18 protein-coding genes are annotated in these 18,218 nt (G+C 72.8%); 11 read left to right on the top strand and 7 right to left on the bottom strand.

The features are described from left to right. Positions 1–21: 21 nt before the first annotated feature. The 6 genes from AC3ANM_RS13975 (at position 22) to AC3ANM_RS13950 (ending at position 8,205) form a co-directional block, all read left to right on the top strand. A complete protein-coding gene (locus AC3ANM_RS13975) occupies positions 22–1,665 on the top strand; it encodes a DNA repair helicase XPB (protein ID WP_488285021.1) in 1,644 nt (547 codons plus the stop codon). Between the two features lie 62 nt (positions 1,666–1,727). Beyond that, the gene (locus tag AC3ANM_RS13970; RefSeq protein WP_488285020.1) at positions 1,728–2,438 is read left to right on the top strand and encodes a response regulator transcription factor; all 711 of its coding nucleotides are present in this window, start codon (positions 1,728–1,730) and stop codon (positions 2,436–2,438) included. Then, positions 2,435–3,985 (top strand): sensor histidine kinase, encoded by a 1,551-nt coding sequence (locus AC3ANM_RS13965; RefSeq protein ID WP_488285019.1) that lies wholly within the window; start codon positions 2,435–2,437, stop codon positions 3,983–3,985. The genes AC3ANM_RS13970 and AC3ANM_RS13965 overlap by 4 nt, the downstream gene beginning before the upstream one ends. A gap of 52 nt (positions 3,986–4,037) precedes the next feature. Beyond that, the gene (locus tag AC3ANM_RS13960; RefSeq protein ID WP_488285018.1) at positions 4,038–5,360 is read left to right on the top strand and encodes a S1C family serine protease; all 1,323 of its coding nucleotides are present in this window, start codon (positions 4,038–4,040) and stop codon (positions 5,358–5,360) included. Positions 5,361–5,501: 141 nt separating this feature from the next. Then, positions 5,502–7,541: a HelD family protein gene (locus AC3ANM_RS13955; RefSeq protein WP_488285017.1), complete on the top strand. Its 2,040-nt coding sequence runs from the start codon at positions 5,502–5,504 to the stop codon at positions 7,539–7,541. 13 nt (positions 7,542–7,554) lie between these two features. Continuing rightward, positions 7,555–8,205, top strand: coding sequence for an HD domain-containing protein (locus AC3ANM_RS13950; protein ID WP_488285016.1), 651 nt, complete (start codon positions 7,555–7,557; stop codon positions 8,203–8,205). Between the two features lie 6 nt (positions 8,206–8,211). Here the strand turns inward: AC3ANM_RS13950 and AC3ANM_RS13945 are convergent, their stop codons facing one another. After that, complete coding sequence (locus tag AC3ANM_RS13945; RefSeq protein WP_488285015.1) at positions 8,212–8,988, bottom strand: DUF4031 domain-containing protein; 777 nt, start codon at positions 8,986–8,988, stop codon at positions 8,212–8,214. Positions 8,989–9,111: 123 nt separating this feature from the next. On the opposite strand from AC3ANM_RS13945, the gene AC3ANM_RS13940 reads away from it, so the two are divergent. Then, positions 9,112–9,405: a WXG100 family type VII secretion target gene (locus AC3ANM_RS13940; RefSeq protein ID WP_488285014.1), complete on the top strand. Its 294-nt coding sequence runs from the start codon at positions 9,112–9,114 to the stop codon at positions 9,403–9,405. Between the two features lie 173 nt (positions 9,406–9,578). Continuing rightward, positions 9,579–10,310, top strand: coding sequence for a hypothetical protein (locus AC3ANM_RS13935; protein ID WP_488285013.1), 732 nt, complete (start codon positions 9,579–9,581; stop codon positions 10,308–10,310). 94 nt (positions 10,311–10,404) lie between these two features. On the opposite strand, the gene groL is transcribed toward AC3ANM_RS13935, so the two are convergent. The 4 genes from groL to AC3ANM_RS13915 all read right to left on the bottom strand — a co-directional run bounded on the left by groL (position 10,405) and on the right by AC3ANM_RS13915 (position 14,517). After that, a complete protein-coding gene (groL, locus tag AC3ANM_RS13930) occupies positions 10,405–12,030 on the bottom strand; it encodes a chaperonin GroEL (RefSeq protein WP_488285012.1) in 1,626 nt (541 codons plus the stop codon). A 196-nt stretch (positions 12,031–12,226) separates the two neighbouring features. Then, positions 12,227–12,691 (bottom strand): hypothetical protein, encoded by a 465-nt coding sequence (locus AC3ANM_RS13925; protein ID WP_488285011.1) that lies wholly within the window; start codon positions 12,689–12,691, stop codon positions 12,227–12,229. Between the two features lie 91 nt (positions 12,692–12,782). Then, positions 12,783–13,103: a nucleoid-associated protein NapA gene (gene napA / locus AC3ANM_RS13920; protein WP_488285010.1), complete on the bottom strand. Its 321-nt coding sequence runs from the start codon at positions 13,101–13,103 to the stop codon at positions 12,783–12,785. A 28-nt stretch (positions 13,104–13,131) separates the two neighbouring features. Beyond that, positions 13,132–14,517 (bottom strand): pyridoxal phosphate-dependent decarboxylase family protein, encoded by a 1,386-nt coding sequence (locus AC3ANM_RS13915; protein WP_488285009.1) that lies wholly within the window; start codon positions 14,515–14,517, stop codon positions 13,132–13,134. Between the two features lie 128 nt (positions 14,518–14,645). On the opposite strand from AC3ANM_RS13915, the gene AC3ANM_RS13910 reads away from it, so the two are divergent. From AC3ANM_RS13910 to AC3ANM_RS13900, 3 genes are all read left to right on the top strand, one after another. Next, complete coding sequence (locus AC3ANM_RS13910; protein ID WP_488285008.1) at positions 14,646–15,461, top strand: MBL fold metallo-hydrolase; 816 nt, start codon at positions 14,646–14,648, stop codon at positions 15,459–15,461. Between the two features lie 82 nt (positions 15,462–15,543). Beyond that, positions 15,544–16,224 carry a uracil-DNA glycosylase gene (locus AC3ANM_RS13905; protein ID WP_488285007.1) on the top strand — a complete coding sequence of 227 codons (681 nt, stop codon included), beginning with the start codon at positions 15,544–15,546 and terminating at the stop codon, positions 16,222–16,224. After that, positions 16,221–17,003 carry an SGNH/GDSL hydrolase family protein gene (locus tag AC3ANM_RS13900; protein WP_488285006.1) on the top strand — a complete coding sequence of 261 codons (783 nt, stop codon included), beginning with the start codon at positions 16,221–16,223 and terminating at the stop codon, positions 17,001–17,003. The genes AC3ANM_RS13905 and AC3ANM_RS13900 overlap by 4 nt, the downstream gene beginning before the upstream one ends. Here AC3ANM_RS13900 and AC3ANM_RS13895 read toward each other — a convergent pair. Continuing rightward, positions 16,950–17,606 carry a DUF421 domain-containing protein gene (locus AC3ANM_RS13895; protein ID WP_488285005.1) on the bottom strand — a complete coding sequence of 219 codons (657 nt, stop codon included), beginning with the start codon at positions 17,604–17,606 and terminating at the stop codon, positions 16,950–16,952. The two genes, AC3ANM_RS13900 and AC3ANM_RS13895, sit on opposite strands and share 54 nt — an antisense overlap. A 65-nt stretch (positions 17,607–17,671) precedes the next feature. After that, the gene (locus tag AC3ANM_RS13890; protein ID WP_488285004.1) at positions 17,672–18,184 is read right to left on the bottom strand and encodes a MarR family winged helix-turn-helix transcriptional regulator; all 513 of its coding nucleotides are present in this window, start codon (positions 18,182–18,184) and stop codon (positions 17,672–17,674) included. Between the last annotated feature and the right edge of the window lie 34 nt (positions 18,185–18,218).

Below are 18,218 nucleotides of genomic sequence, written 5' to 3'. Positions count from 1 at the left end.
CGCGAGCGAGGAGACGAACGCGTGCCCGACGGCCCCCTGATCGTCCAGAGCGACAAGACCCTCCTGCTCGAGGTCGACCACCCCGGCGCCGAGGAGGCCCGGCGGGCGATTGCACCCTTCGCCGAGCTCGAGCGGGCCCCCGAGCACGTCCACACCTACCGGCTGACGCCGCTCGGCCTGTGGAACGCGCGGGCCGCCGGTCACGACGCCGAGCAGGTCGTCAACGCGCTCATCACGCACAGCCGGTATGCCGTGCCGCACGCCCTGCTCGTGGACGTCGCCGACACGATGGACCGCTACGGTCGCCTGCGCCTGGAGAAGGACGGTGACCGGCTGGTGCTGCACAGCACCGACCGCCCGGTCCTCGAGGAGGTCCTGCGCCACAGGAAGATCCAGCCCCTGCTCGGGGAGCGGCTCGACGACTCCACCGTGCTCGTGCACCCCTCCGAGCGGGGCCACCTCAAGCAGCAGCTGCTCAAGGTCGGCTGGCCGGCGGAGGACATGGCCGGCTACGTCGACGGCGAGGCCCACCCGATCCACCTCGCCGAGGAGGGCTGGTCGCTGCGGCCCTACCAGCAGCAGGCGGTCAACGGCTTCTGGCACGGCGGCTCGGGCGTCGTGGTGCTGCCGTGCGGTGCGGGCAAGACCCTCGTCGGTGCCGGCGCCATGGCCGAGGCCAAGGCCACGACCCTCATCCTCGTGACCAACACCGTCTCGGCGCGGCAGTGGCGCGACGAGCTGGTCCGGCGCACCTCCCTGACCGAGGACGAGATCGGGGAGTACTCCGGCGCCCGCAAGGAGATCCGCCCGGTCACCATCGCGACCTACCAGGTGCTCACCCTGAAGCGGAAGGGCGTCTACCCCCACCTCGACCTGCTCGACGCCCGCGACTGGGGGCTGATCGTCTACGACGAGGTGCACCTGCTGCCCGCCCCGATCTTCCGGATGACCGCCGACCTGCAGGCCCGCCGGCGGCTGGGGCTGACCGCCACGCTCGTGCGCGAGGACGGCCGCGAGGCCGACGTGTTCAGCCTGATCGGGCCCAAGCGCTTCGACGCCCCGTGGAAGGACATCGAGGCGCAGGGCTACATCGCGCCCGCCGACTGCGTCGAGGTCCGGGTGACCCTGCCCGACGCCGAGCGGATGACCTACGCGATGGCCGAGGCCGAGGACCGCTACCGGCTGGCGTCCTGCTCCACGAGCAAGGACCGCGTCGTCGAGTCGATCGTCGCCAAGCACCGGGGCGAGCCGACCCTGGTCATCGGGCAGTACCTCGACCAGCTCGACTCCCTGGCCGACCGGCTGGACGCCCCGGTCATCACCGGCGAGACGTCGGTGACCGTGCGGCAGAAGCTGTTCCAGCAGTTCCGCACCGGCGAGATCGACCTGCTCGTGGTGTCCAAGGTCGCCAACTTCTCGATCGACCTGCCCGAGGCGAGCATCGCCGTGCAGGTGTCGGGCACCTTCGGCTCCCGCCAGGAGGAGGCCCAGCGCCTCGGCCGGGTGCTGCGCCCCAAGGGTGACGGCCGCACCGCGCACTTCTACACGGTGGTCGCGCGGGACACCGTCGACGCCGACTTCGCCGCCCACCGGCAACGCTTCCTCGCCGAGCAGGGCTACGCCTACCGCATCGTCGACGCCGACGACGTCGTCGCCGGGGACTGACACCGCGACAGACGCAGGGTTTTCCCAGCGAACTCACAGGCACGGCATACACACTGAGGTTCGTGACGACCACGACTCCTGAGGCACGCCTGCTCGTCGTCGAGGACGAGCCCAACATCCGCGAGCTGCTGGCGACCTCGCTGCGCTTCGCCGGCTTCGAGGTGCACGTGGCCGCCGACGGCGCCAGCGCGATCAAGCAGGCCGGCGAGCACGCACCCGACCTCGTCGTGCTCGACGTGATGCTGCCCGACATGGACGGCTTCACCGTCACCCGCAAGCTGCGCGACTCCGGGCGGATGCTGCCCATCGTGTTCGTCACCGCCCGCGACTCCCTCGACGACAAGGTCAAGGGGCTGACCGTCGGCGGCGACGACTACGTCACCAAGCCGTTCAGCCTGGAGGAGGTCGTCGCCCGGATCCGGGCGGTGCTGCGTCGCACCCGCGGTGGGGAGGCCGACGGCGACGGCGCGCTGCGCTTCCACGACCTCGAGCTCGACGAGGACTCCCACGAGGTGCGTCGCGGCTCGCGGATCATCGACGTGTCCCCCACCGAGTTCAAGCTGCTGCGCTACCTCATGCTCAACCCCAACCGGGTGCTGTCCAAGGCGCAGATCCTCGACCACGTCTGGGACTACGACTTCCGTGGCGAGTCCGGCATCGTCGAGTCCTACATCTCCTACCTGCGGCGCAAGGTCGACCTCGAGGAGCCGGCGCTCATCCACACCAAGCGCGGTGTGGGCTACGTGCTGCGGCTGCCCCCCGAGACCTCATGACCGCTCCCGCCTCCGCGTCCACGTCGGCCCCCGCGACCGACGGCGCCGGCACCACGGCGTCCGGGCGCGAGCGGTGGTTGCACGGCCGAGGTGCGCGGCTGCGCCAGCCGCTGGAGGCCCTGCCCCTGCGCGTCCGCCTCGTGGCCGTGGTCCTCATCCTGCTCTTCGTCGCGCTCACCCTCACCGGCACGACCGCGCTGTTCCTCATGCGCCGCTCGCTGATGACGGCCGTCGACGCCGACCTGCGCACCGCCGCCGGTCCCACGATCGTCCAGGCCTCACGGTCGCTCGACAGCCGGCGCGGGCTGCCGACCAACTACGCCACCCGCTTCATCGTCCCCAGCGACGGCACGGTGGTCGCCGGGCCGCCGTCCACCGCCGAGGCCAAGGAGCACCCCAAGGTCCCGGCGCTGAAGCTGACCGACAACCGGGTGCGCACCCACGCCCCGTTCACCGTCCCCTCCACCGACGGTGACGGCCGCTGGCGGATGGTCGCCGGCGCCGGCATCACCCAGGAGGGCGAGCCGGTGATCTACGCGATCGCCGTGCCGCTGTTCGACGTCGACGCCTCCGTGCAGGACATGAAGGAGTCGCTGCTCGGCATCGGCCTGGCCGTCATGCTCGCGTCGGCGCTCATGGGCTGGTTCGCCGTCCGCCGGGCCTTCCGCCCGCTGACCGAGATCGAGGACACCGCCGCCGCGATCGCCGGGGGCGACCTGACCCGGCGCATCCCCGAGCGCACCGCCAACGACGAGGTGACCAGCCTGTCCCGGTCGCTCAACGTGATGCTCGCCCAGATCGAGCAGAGCTTCGCCGTGCGGGAGGCCTCCGAGGAGCGGATGCGCCAGTTCGTCGCCGACGCCTCGCACGAGCTGAGGACCCCGCTCGCCGCCGTCCGCGGCTACGCCGAGCTGTTCCGCCAGGGGGCGGTCACCAAGCCCGAGGACGTCGCCTCGGCGATGCGCCGGATCGAGGACGAGGCCCAGCGCATGGGCGTCCTCGTCGAGGACCTGCTCCTGCTCGCCCGCCTCGACGGCGAGCGGCCGATGACGTTCAGCCCGGTGGACCTGACGGTGCTGGCGGCCGACGCGGCGCAGGACGCCCGTGCGCTCGACCCGACCCGGGAGGTGCGCGTCCAGGGCCTCGGTGGCCACCTGCAGCCGACCACGGTCGAGGGCGACGAGGCGCGGCTGCGCCAGGTGCTCACCAACCTCGTCGGCAACGCGATCAACCACACCCCGGCCGGCACGCCGCTGGAGATCGCCGTCGGGTCGCGCACCCCGGGGCGCGCCCAGCTCGAGGTGCGCGACCACGGCCCCGGCGTCGACCCGGCCAAGGCGCGCCGCGTGTTCGAGCGGTTCTACCGCGCCGACCCCTCCCGCATGCGGGGCCACGGCGGCGGCAACGGCCTGGGGCTGGCGATCGTCGCCGCCATCGTGAGCTCCCACCGGGGCAAGGTCGGGGTCGCCGAGACCCCCGGCGGCGGTGCCACCTTCGTCGTGGACCTGCCCACAGCAAACTCCCAGCCTTCGCCCAGCCGGGCTTGACCTCGCCGGGGTTGGGTAGGACCTACCACAGCCCGCTAAGGAGTGACCCACGATGACCCACGGACCGGTCCCGCCCGCCCCCGAGTCGCAGCAGCAGACGCAGCCGCTCTGGTACGGCGAGCACCCCACGCGGCCGGTGCCCGGCCCGGCCGCCCCCCAGCACCCGACCGAGCCCCCGCCCCCGCCGGTGTGGACCCAGGCCGGGGCCGCCGCCGAGCGGCCGGCCCGGCCGCGCCGGTTCGTCGAGCTCGCCTCCGTGGCCGTGCTCGCCGCCCTCCTCGCCAGCGGCACGACGTATGCCGTGACCCACACCGACGGGGGTGGGACGGGCTCGACGGTCGGCTCCTCGAGCACCATCGGCGGCTCCGGCCCCTCGGCCCCGGTGGTCCAGGCCAACCCCTCGGCCCCCAACTGGGCCGCCACGTCCAAGGCCGTCGTCCCCAGCGTCGTCGCGATCTCGATCGAGAGCCAGGCCGGCACCGCGAAGGGCTCCGGCGTCATCATCGACAAGGCGGGCCACGTGGTGACCAACAACCACGTCGTGGCCGGCCTGGGCAACGGTGCGCAGATCACCGTGACCCTGTCCGACGAGCGCAGCTACACCGCCACCGTCGTGGGCACCGACCCGGCGACCGACCTGGCCGTCATCAAGCTGCAGAACGCCCCCGGCGACCTCGTCCCGATCTCGCTGGGCGACGCCACCAAGCTCACCGTCGGTGAGCCGGTCATGGCCGTCGGCAACCCGCTGGGCCTGGCCGGCACCGTCACGACGGGCATCGTCAGCGCGCTCAACCGGCCGGTCACGACGCAGGACAGCTCGGGCAGCGACCCGTTCAACCAGTCCACCGGTGAGCCGGTCGTCACCAACGCGATCCAGACCAGCGCCGCCATCAACCCCGGCAACAGCGGCGGCGCGCTGGTCAACGCCAGCGGCCAGCTCGTCGGGATCAACTCCTCGATCGCCCAGGTCTCCGGGTCCTCCTCCGGCAGCCAGAGCGGCAACATCGGCATCGGCTTCGCGATCCCGGTCAACGAGGTCAAGGCGATCGCCAACCAGCTCATCTCCAGCGGCAAGGCCCAGCACGCCTACCTGGGGGTCAGCTCGCGCGACGCGACCGTCTCCGACGGGTCGGCCAGGCGCTCGGCCGCCCAGATCGGCCAGGTCGTCTCGGGCACCCCGGCCGCCGACGCCGGCCTCAAGACCGGTGACGCGATCATCGCGGTCAACGGCACCCCGGTCTCCAGCGCCGAGTCCCTCGTGGCCCAGATCCGCGAGCGCACCGTCGGCGAGAAGGTCACGCTCACGGTCGTCCGCGGCGGCAAGCAGCTGCAGATCCCGGTCACCCTCGCGGTGCGACCGGACACCAACCAGTAGCCCTCGTCCGGCGCCGACGCCGTCCGGGGCGTCGGCGCCGGGTCGCCGGTCACGACCGGCAGAACCGCTACCGGCGGACGCCTTCCTCGGGTTAGGCTGCACGGCTCCCCCTGCACCTGCCCGAGGAAGGCGTCTGTCGTCATGTCGGTGGCCCCCGAGCTGCAACGCGAACGCGACTACCTTGCCCGGGCCCGCGCCGAGCTGGCCCGGATGCGCGAGCAGACCCTCGCCCTGGAGGCGCACGGCGGCGACCGGGTCTCCAGCGAGTTCCTCGCCGCGACGCTGTACCGCCGGGCCGCCTCGCTGGTCGACGACCCCCGCTCGACGCTGTTCTTCGGCCGGATCGACCGCGATGCCGCCTGGGACCCGAGCACCGACGGCGAGGGGATGGAGCGCTGGTACATCGGGCGCCGGCACGTCGCCGACGAGCAGGGTGACCCCGTCGTCATCGACTGGCGCGCCGACGTCTCCACCGCCTTCTACCGCGCCTCCCGCACCGAGCCGATGGGCGTCACGCTGCGCCGGCGCTTCGGCGTCGACCGGGGCCAGCTGACCGCCTATGAGGACGAGCACCTCACCGACCGCGCCGAGCACGACACGCGCAGCACGATCCTCGCGACCGAGATCGAGCGGCCCCGCGAGGGGCCGATGCGCGACATCGTGGCCACGATCCAGCCCGAGCAGGACGAGATCGTCCGCTCCGACGTCGCGACGACGGTCTGCGTCCAGGGGGCGCCCGGCACCGGCAAGACCGCCGTGGGCCTGCACCGCGCGGCCTGGCTGCTCTACGCCTTCCGGGACAAGCTGGCCCGGGCCGGCGTCCTCGTCATCGGCCCCAACCGCGCCTTCCTCGACCACATCGGAGCGGTGCTGCCCGCCCTCGGCGAGGTCGAGGTCAAGCACGCCACCATCGAGGAGCTGGTCGCCTCCGTGCCCGTGCGCGGCGCCGACGAGGTCGACACCGCCGTGCTCAAGGGCGACCCCCGGATGGCCGAGCTCCTGCGCCGGGCGGTCTGGGCCCACGTCGCCACCCCGCGGGAGCCGCTGGTCGTGCCGCGCGGCGCGCGCAAGTGGCGCGTGCCGGCATACGAGGTGGAGGAGATCGTCGCGGAGCTGCGCGGCCGCGGCGTCCGCTACGAGGCGGCCCGGCAGATGCTGCCGCAGCGCCTCGCCCACGCGGTCCTCCTGCGGATGGAGGCCGCCGGCGACTCCCCCGACGACCGCGTCCAGGACGCGGTCGCCCGCAGCAGCGCCGTCAAGCGGTATGCCGCGACGCTCTGGCCCGCCCTCGACCCCCGCGCCGTGCTGTTCTCCCTGCTCTCCGACGCCGAGGCGCTGGCCGGTCACACCACCGACCTGCTCGACGCCGCGGAGCAGGAGCTGCTGGTGTGGCCGAAACCGCCGCGCACCAAGGGTGCTGCCCGCTGGTCGGTGCACGACTGCGTGCTGCTCGACGAGCTCGGCGACCACCTGCAACGCACCACCAGCCTGGGTCACGTCGTCCTCGACGAGGCCCAGGACCTGTCCCCGATGCAGCTGCGGGCCGTCGGGCGCCGCTGCTCCACCGGGTCGGCCACCGTCCTGGGCGACATCGCGCAGGGCACGACACCGTGGGCGACCGACTCCTGGGAGTCCTCACTGTCGCACCTGGGCAAGCCGGGAGGCCACGTCGAGGTGCTCGACCGCGGCTTCCGCGTGCCGGCCAGCGTCATCGACTTCGCCGCCCGGCTGCTGCCGTCGATGGCGCCCGGGCTGGGCGCGCCGGTGTCGGTGCGTGAGAACCCGGGCCGGCTGGACATCGTCCGCGTGGAGGCCGGGGAACTCCTCGAGCAGCTGACCGACCACGTCGTGCAGACCTGTGCGGTGCCGGGCTCGGTCGGGGTGATCGTCCCCGACGCCGACCTGCTCCGCGCCTCGGAGGCCCTCTCCGCCAAGGCGATCGAGCACGGCGTCCTCGGCCTCGACCACGGCGACGTGGAGCACCAGGTCGACCTCGTCCCGGCCACCGTGGCCAAGGGCCTGGAGTTCGACCGCGTCATCGTCCTCGAGCCCGCCGCGATCGCCGCGGCCGAGCCGGACGAGCGGACCGGGTTGCGCCGCCTCTACGTCATCCTCACCCGTGCGGTCTCGGCGCTGACGGTCCTGCACACGCAGGACCTGCCCGACGAGCTCGCCGCCTGACACACTGACGGCCGTGCCTGCCCTCATCACGTGGTGGACGCTCGACGTCCGCAGCCTGTCCCCCGGTGTCCACAACGACGCGCTGACCGCGGTCGGCTCGGGGCTGCTCAGGCGCTGGACCGACCCGGCACGGCGCTACCACACCACCACGCACCTGGTGGAGATGTTCTGGGCGCTGGAGGACCTGGAGATCGCGGGCGCCGTGGACGACCGCGGCTGCACCCTCGGCCGGGTCGCCGCCTGGTTCCACGACGCCGTCTACGACCCCCGCGCCGTGCCCGGCGCGAACGAGTCGGCCAGCGCCGACCTGGCCCGGGAGTCGTTGCGCTCACTCGGTTTCGGCGAGCACGACCAGCACACCGTCGCCCGGCTCGTCGAGCTCACCGCCGCCCACGACCACGACGCCGACGACCCGGTGGCGGCCGCGTTCCACGACGCCGACCTGTGGGTGCTCTCCGCGCCGGAGCAGCGCTTCGACGAGTACTGCGCGCAGGTGCGCGAGGAGTACGCCCACGTCGACGACGACGCCTACCGCGCCGGGCGCACGGCCGTGCTGGAGCCGCTGGTGCACCGCGACCGGATCTACCGCACCCTTCCGGCGCTGCGGGAGTGGGAGGCGCCCGCCCGGGTCAACCTCGGGCGGGAGCTGGCCCGGCTGCGCTGAGCCGGCTCACGGCCACAGGTCGCGGCGCTCGACCAGCGGCCACCAGAACTCGCGCGCGCAGCGGCGCTCCATCTCGGCCAGGTCCACCCACTCGGCCAGGTCGACGTCCTCCAGCTGCGGGGACACCGGCGGCCGGGCGTGCCCGAGGCGGTAGGTGAAGACCGCGACGTAGTTGCGCCGGTGAGGCCAGCGATGGGCGCTGGCATCGCCCTCGATGGTGATCCGCTCGTAGCCGCAGTGGCGCAGGCCGTCCTCGTCGATGACCAGCCCGCTCTCCTCGCGGACCTCCCGCACGGCGCCGGCCCGGACCCCCTCCCCGGGCTCGCGGCCTCCGGCGGGGGCGCCCCACGCGTCCCGGACCACCGAGTGCACCAGCAGGAAGTCGCCCACGACGTCGGTGACGAAGACGGCCGCGGCGGCGGTCTGCGGCTCCGGGGGCGGCAGCGGCGAGGCGACCACGTCGAGGCGGTGCGGCAGGTCGAGGTTGACCAGCACGTCGTGGTGGCGGGCCAGCGGCCACTCCCCCTTGCGCTTGGGGAAGCGCAGCCCGCTGTCGCGCAGCCGGCGCGCCAGCTCGGTCCCGGCCACCGGCCGGGCCCCGGCGGCGACCAGCGCGGCATACCGCTCCTCCGGCACGTCGTAGTGGTCGCCCTCGAAGCCCCGCCGGGGTATGCCGTTGGCCGCGGCGAACTCGTGCAGCTCGCCGTAGGAGGTGTCGCTGATGAGGTGGCTCCACAGACGCCCGTGCGCGGGCCAGCGGGGCGGGTCGATCAAGATCGCCACGGCGCTCCTCCCGTCGTCCCCGGACCGGATGTGGATAACCCCGGGGCGTCCCGCCGCTCAGGTTAGGTTCGCAGGGTCGCCGCGGGCCAGCGGGGCCCCGGCCGGACAGGGGGATGGCACACCATGAGCAGTCAGTTCACGGTCGACACCGCGCGCATCGAGGCCGCGTCGGGCGACATCCAGCGGATCTCCGGCGAGGTCGACGCCCAGGTGGCGGCGATGATGAGCCGACTCACGGCGCTGCAGGACGCGTGGCAGGGCTCGGCGTCGCAGCGGTTCCAGGGCGTCGTCGCGGAGTGGCGGGCCACCCAGACCCGGGTGCGCGAGTCCCTCGACCACATCAGCCGGGCGCTGCAGCAGGCCGGCACGCAGTACGCGCAGGCCGAGCAGCAGAACACCGCGATGTTCAGCGGCTGACCCCGGTCCCAGGCACGGAGGGCGTCCCGTTGCGGGGCGCCCTCCGCTGCGTGTCGCGGCTCGCCGGGGTCTGCTCGACCGGCCCGGTGACCCACTGCGGGTGCCCCCTCGGGGCGATGACAGGGCTGTGCCCCCGTTGTACGTTCGGTGGGCTCGGAGCCGGAGGTCACGCGATGGTCGCCTGGTACCACTACCTCGTCGACACGGGACGGGTTGCGACCCTGTGGGCGGTGATCGGGTTCGTGGTCACCTACGTGCTCACCCGGCGCATCACCTTGCGGATCCGCCATCGGCGCGCGGCAGGCGCCCCGGCCGGCGGGTCAGCGGTCAAGGACGTCCACATCGGCGGGATCCACGTCCACCACCAGGTGTGGGGCATCCTCCTCGTGCTCGTCGTGGGGCTGCTGGAGATCCGGTTCGACCCCGTCTCGCCGTGGCAGGAGGTCCTGGGCGCGCTGTTCGGCGTCGGCGCGGCGCTGGCGCTCGACGAGTTCGCGCTGTGGCTGCACCTCGAGGACGTCTACTGGTCGGCCGAGGGGCGCAAGTCCATCGACGCCGTGATGGTGGCCGCCGTCATCGGGCTGGCCGTGCTGGTCGGCTCCTCGCCGCTCGGCGTCACCCGCCAGGAGCTGTCCACCTCCGGCGCGGTCGTCACCGCGGTTGGCGTGCTGATCCACTTCGGCTACACCATCATCTGCCTGCTCAAGGGCAAGCTCGCCACCGGGCTCATCGGCCTGCCCATCCCCCTGGTCGCCTTGGTCGGCGCGATCCGGCTCGCCACACCGTCCTCGTTCTGGGCCCGACGCTTCTACGCCGAGCCCAAGGCGGCCCGGGCCCGGGCGCGGTCCGCCCGCAACCAGGCCCGGCAGGAGCGGCTGCGCGACCTCGTCTCCGGCGGCCGGTGAGGCACGCGCACGGACACGGCATGCGCGAAGGGCGGCTCCCCCCGGAGGGGGAACCGCCCTTGCTGCGTTGCTCAGACCTGCTGACCCGTCAGGATCAGAAGTCCATGCCACCCATGTCGCCGCCACCCGGAGCGGCCGGGGCCGACTTCTCGGGCTTGTCGGCGATGACGGCCTCGGTGGTGAGGAACAGCGCCGCGATGGAGGCGGCGTTCTGCAGGGCGGAACGCGTGACCTTGGCCGGGTCGATGATGCCCTCGGCGATCAGGTCGACGTACTCGCCGTTGGCCGCGTTGAGGCCGTGGCCGGAGGGCAGGTTGCGCACCTTCTCCGCCACGACGCCACCCTCGAGGCCGGCGTTGATCGCGATCTGCTTGAGGGGGGCCTCGGCCGCGACGCGCACGATGTTGGCGCCGGTGGCCTCGTCACCCTCGAGCTCGAGCTTCTCGAACGCGGCGTCGGTGGCCTGCAGCAGGGCCACGCCACCACCGGCGACGATGCCCTCCTCGACGGCAGCCTTCGCGTTGCGGACGGCGTCCTCGATGCGGTGCTTGCGCTCCTTGAGCTCGACCTCGGTGGCCGCGCCCGCCTTGATGACGGCGACGCCGCCGGCGAGCTTGGCGAGGCGTTCCTGGAGCTTCTCGCGGTCGTAGTCGGAGTCCGACTTCTCGATTTCGGCGCGGATCTGGTTGACCCGGCCCTGGATCTGGTCGGTGTCGCCGGAGCCCTCGACGATGGTGGTCTCGTCCTTGGTGACGACGACCTTGCGGGCGGTGCCCAGCAGGTCCAGACCGGCGCTCTCGAGCTTGAGGCCGACCTCCTCGGAGATGACCTGGCCACCGGTCAGGATCGCGATGTCCTGCAGCATGGCCTTGCGGCGGTCGCCGAAGCCCGGGGCCTTGACGGCGACGGACTTGAAGGTGCCGCGGATCTTGTTGACGATCAGCGTGGCCAGGGCCTCGCCCTCGACGTCCTCGGCGATGATCGCCAGCGGCTTGCCGGACTGCATGACCTTCTCGAGCAGCGGCAGCAGGTCCTTGACGTTGCTGATCTTGGAGTTGAGCACGAGGACGTAGGGGTCCTCGAGCACGGTCTCCATGCGCTCGGTGTCGGTGACGAAGTAGGGGCTGATGTAGCCCTTGTCGAAGCGCATGCCCTCGGTGAGCTCGAGCTCGAGGCCGAAGGTGTTGCTCTCCTCGACGGTGATGACGCCTTCCTTGCCGACCTTGTCCATGGCCTCGGCGATCATCTCGCCGATCTGGGGGTCAGCAGCGGAGATCGAGGCGGTGGAGGCGATCTGCTCCTTGGTCTCGACGTCCTTGGCCATCGTCAGCAGCTGGGCGGAGACGGCCTCGACGGCCTTCTCGATGCCGCGCTTGAGGGCCATCGGGTTGGCACCCGCGGCGACGTTGCGCAGACCCTCGCGCACCAGCGCCTGGGCCAGGACCGTGGCGGTCGTGGTGCCGTCACCGGCCACGTCGTCGGTCTTCTTGGCAACTTCCTTGACGAGCTCGGCGCCGATCTTCTCGTACGGCTCCTCGAGCTCGATCTCCTTGGCGATGCTCACACCGTCGTTGGTGATCGTGGGGGCGCCCCACTTCTTCTCCAGCACGACGTTGCGGCCCTTGGGACCGAGGGTCACCTTGACGGCGTCGGCGAGGGTGTTCATACCCCGCTCGAGACCGCGGCGAGCCTCCTCATCGAAAGCGATGATCTTGGCCATTCGGGTGGTTCCTCCCACGCGAAAACTCTTCGGGTGACCGCCGGACGCCCGCGACGGACGGACCGGGTCCCGCAGCTCACGTCGCTGCCTTCGCCGGCCCTCGACAGACGGTCGAGATTGTCACTCTCAGGATGAGAGTGCTAACCCAATGATTAGCACTCGACCCCACCGAGTGCAAATGTCTGCGGGCGGCTCCTCAGCGCGCCACGCCACCGGCCTCGACGAGAGCGCGCAGCTCGGCGTCGGCCTCGGACGCCGGCGGGTCCTCGAGGTCCCCGACGAAGACCGCCGTCAGGGTCAGCGCCGGCACCTCGGCGGCCTGGGCCAGCAGGTCCCGCCACGCCCAGAGGTTGGGGTGCTCGTGGGCCGTGCACGCCTCGGCCGGCGCGAGCTGCTCCACCGCGGCAGCGAGCTGGTCCACCCCCAGGTCGTAGGTGGCGGTCCCACCCGGGTGCCCGAGGACCTTGGCCAGCACCACCGCGGGCAGCAGGTGCGAGCCGTCGGCGTTGACATGGGGGAAGCCCACCTCACGCGAGCCGGCCCCCGGACCGATCCCCACGGCATACAGGGCCGGGTCGCTCCAGCCGGGGATGGTCGCGGCGAGCGACTCCCGCGCCGATCGCAGGCCTTCGGGGGTGCTCCAGTCGACGACGGCAGTCATGACGCCCACCCTCGCACGACAACGTGGCCCGGGCATGGCAAGGCCCGCACGACCGGTATGTCGCGCGGGCCCGGTGAGCGGGTGGCTCACCTCAGAGCTGGACCCCCAGGCGGCGGGCCGAGCGGGCGCGCTGGCGGCTCGCGCGCAGGCGGCGCAGGCGCTTGATCAGCATCGGGTCGGCCTCCAGGGCCGCCGGGCTGTCGATGAGGGTGTTGAGCACCTGGTAGTAGCGGGTGGCGCTCATGTCGAACAGCTCGCGGATCGCCTGCTCCTTGGCGCCGGCGTACTTCCACCACTGGCGCTCGAAGGCGATGATCTCGCGGTCGCGCTCGCTCAGCTCCTCGGCGGACGTCTGCGTGACCTCTGCGGCAGCGCTCATGCGGTCCTCCCGGGGTTCGTCGTGCGGGTTCATCGTAGCGACCGAATCACAGCCATGTCATTCACTCGCCCAAGGCCGTGGCGGGTCGCGCCGGGTCCGCCATGGAGTCCAGGATCGCGGTGATGTCGGCCTCGGTGGTGTTGGGGTTGACGATGGCGAAACGGGCCACGGTCTCCCCGTCGTGCGAGGTCGGCACCACGAACGCGAACTCCTCGGCGAGGACCTTGTCGCTCCACGCGTGGTAGTCGGCCGGCTCCCAGCCGAGCCGGCGGAACACGATGACCGACAGATCCGGCTCGCGCAGCGCCTCGGTGTAGTCACGCCGGGCGATCTCGGCCTCGGCGAAGCGGGTGACCTCGAGGGTCCGCTCGATCGCGGCGGTGTAGGCGCGGGTGCCGTGGGCGGCCAGCGAGAACCAGAACGGCAGGCCGCGCGCCCGGCGGGTCAGGCCGACGGCGTAGTCGGTGGGGTTCCACTCCGGGGCCTCGGTGAGCACGTCGAGGTAGGACGCCTTCTGCGTGTGCGCGGCCCGGGCCAGGCCGGGCTCGCGGTAGAGCAGCGCGCAGCAGTCGAACGGCGCGAACAGCCACTTGTGCGGGTCGACGATGAAGGAGTCGGCGTGCTCGATGCCGGCGTAGAGGTGGCGCACGCTCGGCGCGGCCAGGCCGGCGCCGCCGTAGGCCCCGTCGACGTGGAACCAGATGCCGAACTCGCGGCACACCTCGGCCACCGAGGCCAGGTCGTCGACGATGCCGAAGTTGGTCGTGCCGCTCGTCGCCACGACGGCGAAGAACTGGTCGGGGCCCTCGGCCTCGAGCACCCGGCGCAGGTTGTCGCCGGTGAGGCGCTGCCGGTGGTCCACCTGGACGCCGACGAGCTCGGCGTCCATGACGTCGCAGGCGGACTTGATCGAGGAGTGCGCCCCGACGGTACCGGCGACCTTGTTGGGCCGCGGGCCGTCGCCGGTGTGGTTCATCCGGGCGGTATGCCGGGCCGCCACCAGGGCGGACAGGTTGCCGACCGTGCCGCCGGGCACGAACACCCCGCCGGCCTGGGGCGGCAGCCCGGCGAGGTCGGCGATCCAGCGCAGCGCCTGGTTCTCGGCGTGGACGGCGCCGGCGCCCTCCAGCCATGAGCCGCCGTAGATCGAGGAGGCGCCGACGACGAGGTCGAACAGCGTCGCGGCCTCGGTCGGCGCGCAGGGGATGAAGGACAGGTAGCGCGGGTGGTCGGTGGAGATGCACGCCGGGGCGAGGTCGTCCTCGAACAGCTTCAGCGCCGCCAGGCCGCCCATGCCCTCGGGGGTGATCGTCTCGCCGGCCACGGCGTCGAGCTGCTCCTTGGTCCGGGGACCGTCCAGCGGCACCGGGTCGAGCTTGAGCCGTTCCTCGGCGTACTTCAGGATCGCCGCACCGAGCTCCTCGGTGTTGTCATCGAAGCCATGCACGGCGTGAGTCTAGGTGCCACCGGCGTCAGCCCCCGCGTGCCGCCTCCGCCGAAGGGCTGGGCGAAGGGGTGACGGCGGGGTGACGATCGTCGGTTGGAGCCGGCCGCGGCGCCTGTCACAGTGACGCCATGGCCACCGAGTGGGTCGAGGTCGGGGAGCGCTGCTGGGTGCGGCGGTACGCACCCTGGGACGTCTCCTGCGGGGTGGTGGCCGGTGCTGAGGGCCTGCTCGTGGTCGACACCCGGGCCGCCCTCAGCCAGGGCCGCGAGCTGGCCGACCACATCCGTGAGCTCTCGGACCTGCCGGTGCGGGCCGTGCTCAACACCCACGCCCACTTCGACCACGTCCGCGGCAACGGCGCCTTCCCCGGCGCGACGGTGGTCGCCCACGCCGCGACCCTGGCCACGCTGGAGGCGGACCGGTCGGAGGAGGACCGCCTGGAGGACGAGGCCCCGGGGCCGCCGGCCGAGGGTGAGCGCGTGCTGCCCGCCACGGTGTTCGCCCACCGCTGGCGGCTCGACCTCGGCGGGCGCGTCGTCGAGGCGCGGCACCTCGGCTGCGGGCACACCGACGGCGACGCCGTCCTGCTCGTGCCCGACGCCGACGTGCTCTACGCCGGCGACCTGGTCGAGGAGTCCGGGCCGCCGGCCTTCGGCCCGGACTGCTGGCCGCTGGACTGGGGCCCGACCCTGGAGCGGCTGGCCGCCCTGCTCGACCCGGTCACCACCGTCGTGCCGGGCCACGGGGCCGCCGTCGACGTCGAGTTCGTGCGGCAGCAGGCGCGCGAGGTCACCGAGGTGGCCGACCACCTGCGGCTGCTGGTCGCGGCGCACGTCCCCGAGCCGCAGGCACTGGCCCGCGGTCCGTGGCCCTACCCCCGGGAGGGGCTCGGCCACGCGGTGCACCGGGGCTACCGCCACCTGGCCCGCCCGCACCACCACTGAGCCGTCGCCCCACCTGCGGGGCTGCCGTCCCCACCACTGAGCCGTCGCCGACACCCGCCGGGCCGTCGCCTACATTGGCGCCGTGCCTGCCGCGAAGCCGTTGACCGACCTCGTCCACCCGAGCTGGGCCGTCGCGCTGGAGCCCGTGGCGGAGGACGTGACCCGGCTGGGTGAGTTCCTGCGGGCGGAGCTGGCCTCCGGCCGCGGATACCTGCCTGCGGGTGAGCACGTGCTGCGGGCGTTCAGCCGCCCGCTCGAGGACGTCAGGGTGCTCATCGTGGGCCAGGACCCCTACCCCACCCCCGGGCACGCGGTCGGCCTGTCCTTCTCGGTCGCCCCGGACGTGCGGCCGGTGCCGCGCAGCCTGCAGAACATCTACGCCGAGATGGGCACCGACCTCGGGCTGCCGACACCGGCCAACGGCGACCTGTCCCCGTGGGCGGACCAGGGCGTGCTGCTGCTCAACCGCGTGCTGACCGTCCGCCCGGGCGCCGCGGGCAGCCACCGCGGCAAGGGCTGGGAGGCCGTGACCGCCCGCGCGATCCAGGCGCTCGTCGAGCGCGGCGGACCGCTCGTGGCGATCCTCTGGGGCCGCGACGCGCAGGGCCTGGGGCCGTCCCTGGGGCAGGTGCCGCGCATCGAGAGCGCCCACCCCTCGCCGCTGTCTGCGCGCGGCGGGTTCTTCGGGTCCCGGCCGTTCAGCCGGGCCAACGAGCTGCTGGGCGCCCAGGGCGCCGACCCCGTCGACTGGAGGCTGTCATGAAGTGGTCCCGTTTCGTCGCCATCGGCGACTCGTTCACCGAGGGCATGAGCGACCCCGACCCCGGGCGGGACAACGCCTACGTCGGGTGGGCCGACCGCCTCGCGGCGCACCTCGCCCAGGAGGCCAGGGCCGCGGGGCAGGACTTCGGCTACGCCAACCTCGCCGTCCGCGGCCGGCTGCTGGACGACATCGCCGGGCCGCAGGTGGAGCAGGCCCTGGCCCTGGAGCCGGACCTGGTCAGCATCGTCGGCGGCGGCAACGACATCCTGCGCCCTCGCGCCGACGTCGACGCCCTGGCCGCCCAGCTGGAGGACGCCCTCGCGCGGCTGCGGGCCGGCGGCGCCGACGTGCTGCTGTTCACCCCGGTCGACCCGCGGGACGCCCCGGTGGTCAAGGCGACCCGCGGCCGGGCCGCGACCTACGCCGCTCACATCTGGTCGATCGCGCGCCGGCACGACGCGCAGGTCGTCGACCTGTGGGGCATGCACGCCCTGCGCGACTGGCGGCTCTGGGCGAGCGACCGGATCCACCTGACCACCGACGGGCACCGCCGCGTGGCCCTGGCCGCGTTCACCACCCTGGGCTTCGAGACCACCGACGCCGAGTGGGCCACCCCGCTGCCCCCGGCGCCGCCGATCCCGCGGTCGCAGAGCCTGCGGGAGAACGCCCGGTGGGCCCGGGAGTACTTCGCCCCCTGGGTGCAGCGCCGGCTGAAGGGTCAGTCCTCAGGAGACGCCATTACCGCCAAGCGGCCGTCCGTCACGCCCTTCGAGGGCTGACAGCCTGGCGTCGAGGTGGCGCTGGAGGTCCAGCACCGCCTGCCGCAGGTCGCCGAAGCTGGCCGCCTGCTCGTCGCGCATCAGCTCGATGTTCCACGTGCCGCCCGGCTCCAGCGATGCCTTGCGCACCTCGTTGGGCCCGTCGGCACCCTGGTGGTGCAGCGCGCTCATGATCTCGTGATCGCGCAGCCCCACCCGGTGCACGGCCTTCTCGTCCACCTTGCCATGGGTGACCAGCACCGTCGGCGAGCCCTGGAACAGCCAGGTCGTCCGCGGCCCCATCAGGGCGACGCGGTCCATCAGGGCGTTGAAGAGCACCAGCACCGCGGCGCCGAGCAGGCCGCCGACCAGCGAGTTGTCCGGACCGATGATGGCGTTCTGCACCACGTTGCTCAGCAGCAGCACGACCACCAGGTCGAAGGAGTTGAGCTGGGCCATCATCCGCTTGCCCGCGACCCGGATCAGCACGCCGATGAACAGGTAGACCACGACGGTGCGGATGATCTTCTCCACCGGCGGGATCTCGAACGTGAACATGTCCTGCCACATGGAGCTCTGGCCCGACGCCAGGACGAACCCACCGATGAGTGCACTGCCCGCCACGCTGCTCGCCTCCCTGTCGGCCGTCGCCGACCGCGACGCTCCGCGGACACGGTATGCCGTGTGGCTCAGTCCGGTCGCGCCTCCACGCCGGAGAGCAGCGTCCGCAGCAGCTGGTTGAGCTGGCCGCGCTGGTGGGGGCTCACGGTGGCGAGGAACTCGGTCTCCAGGCGGATGCCGACCTCGCTGGCGGTCTCCCACATCGCCCGTCCGGCCGGGGTGACCCGGACGATGACACGGCGCCGGTCCTGCGGGTCCGCCTCGCGGGTGATGTGGCCGGCCGCCTCGAGCCGGTCGAGCCGGCCGGTCATGCCGGCGCGGGTCACGCGGCACTCCTGCGCCAGCTGGGCCGGAGTGGCCTCCTTCGACGACAGCTCGAGGGAGATGACCATGTGCACGGTGTAGACGTCGGCCTCGGTCACGCCCTGCTCGGCCCAGGCCCGCACCTTGCTCTGCTTGAGCAGCCAGAGCAGGCGCTGCATCCGGGTGATGACGCCCTCGACCTCGGGGTCGAGCTGTGGGAGCGCCGGGAGCCAGCGCTCGACGTGTGCGTCGACCGAGTCCGTGATGGTGCGAGCCATGGCCCGAGTCTGTCAGACCTGACTGTCAAGAGAC

Source organism: Oryzihumus sp. JJN4-3R, from assembly GCF_057747915.1.
Note: the sequence above shows the minus strand (reverse complement) of the source record. Positions and strands in the feature narration are given on the sequence as shown.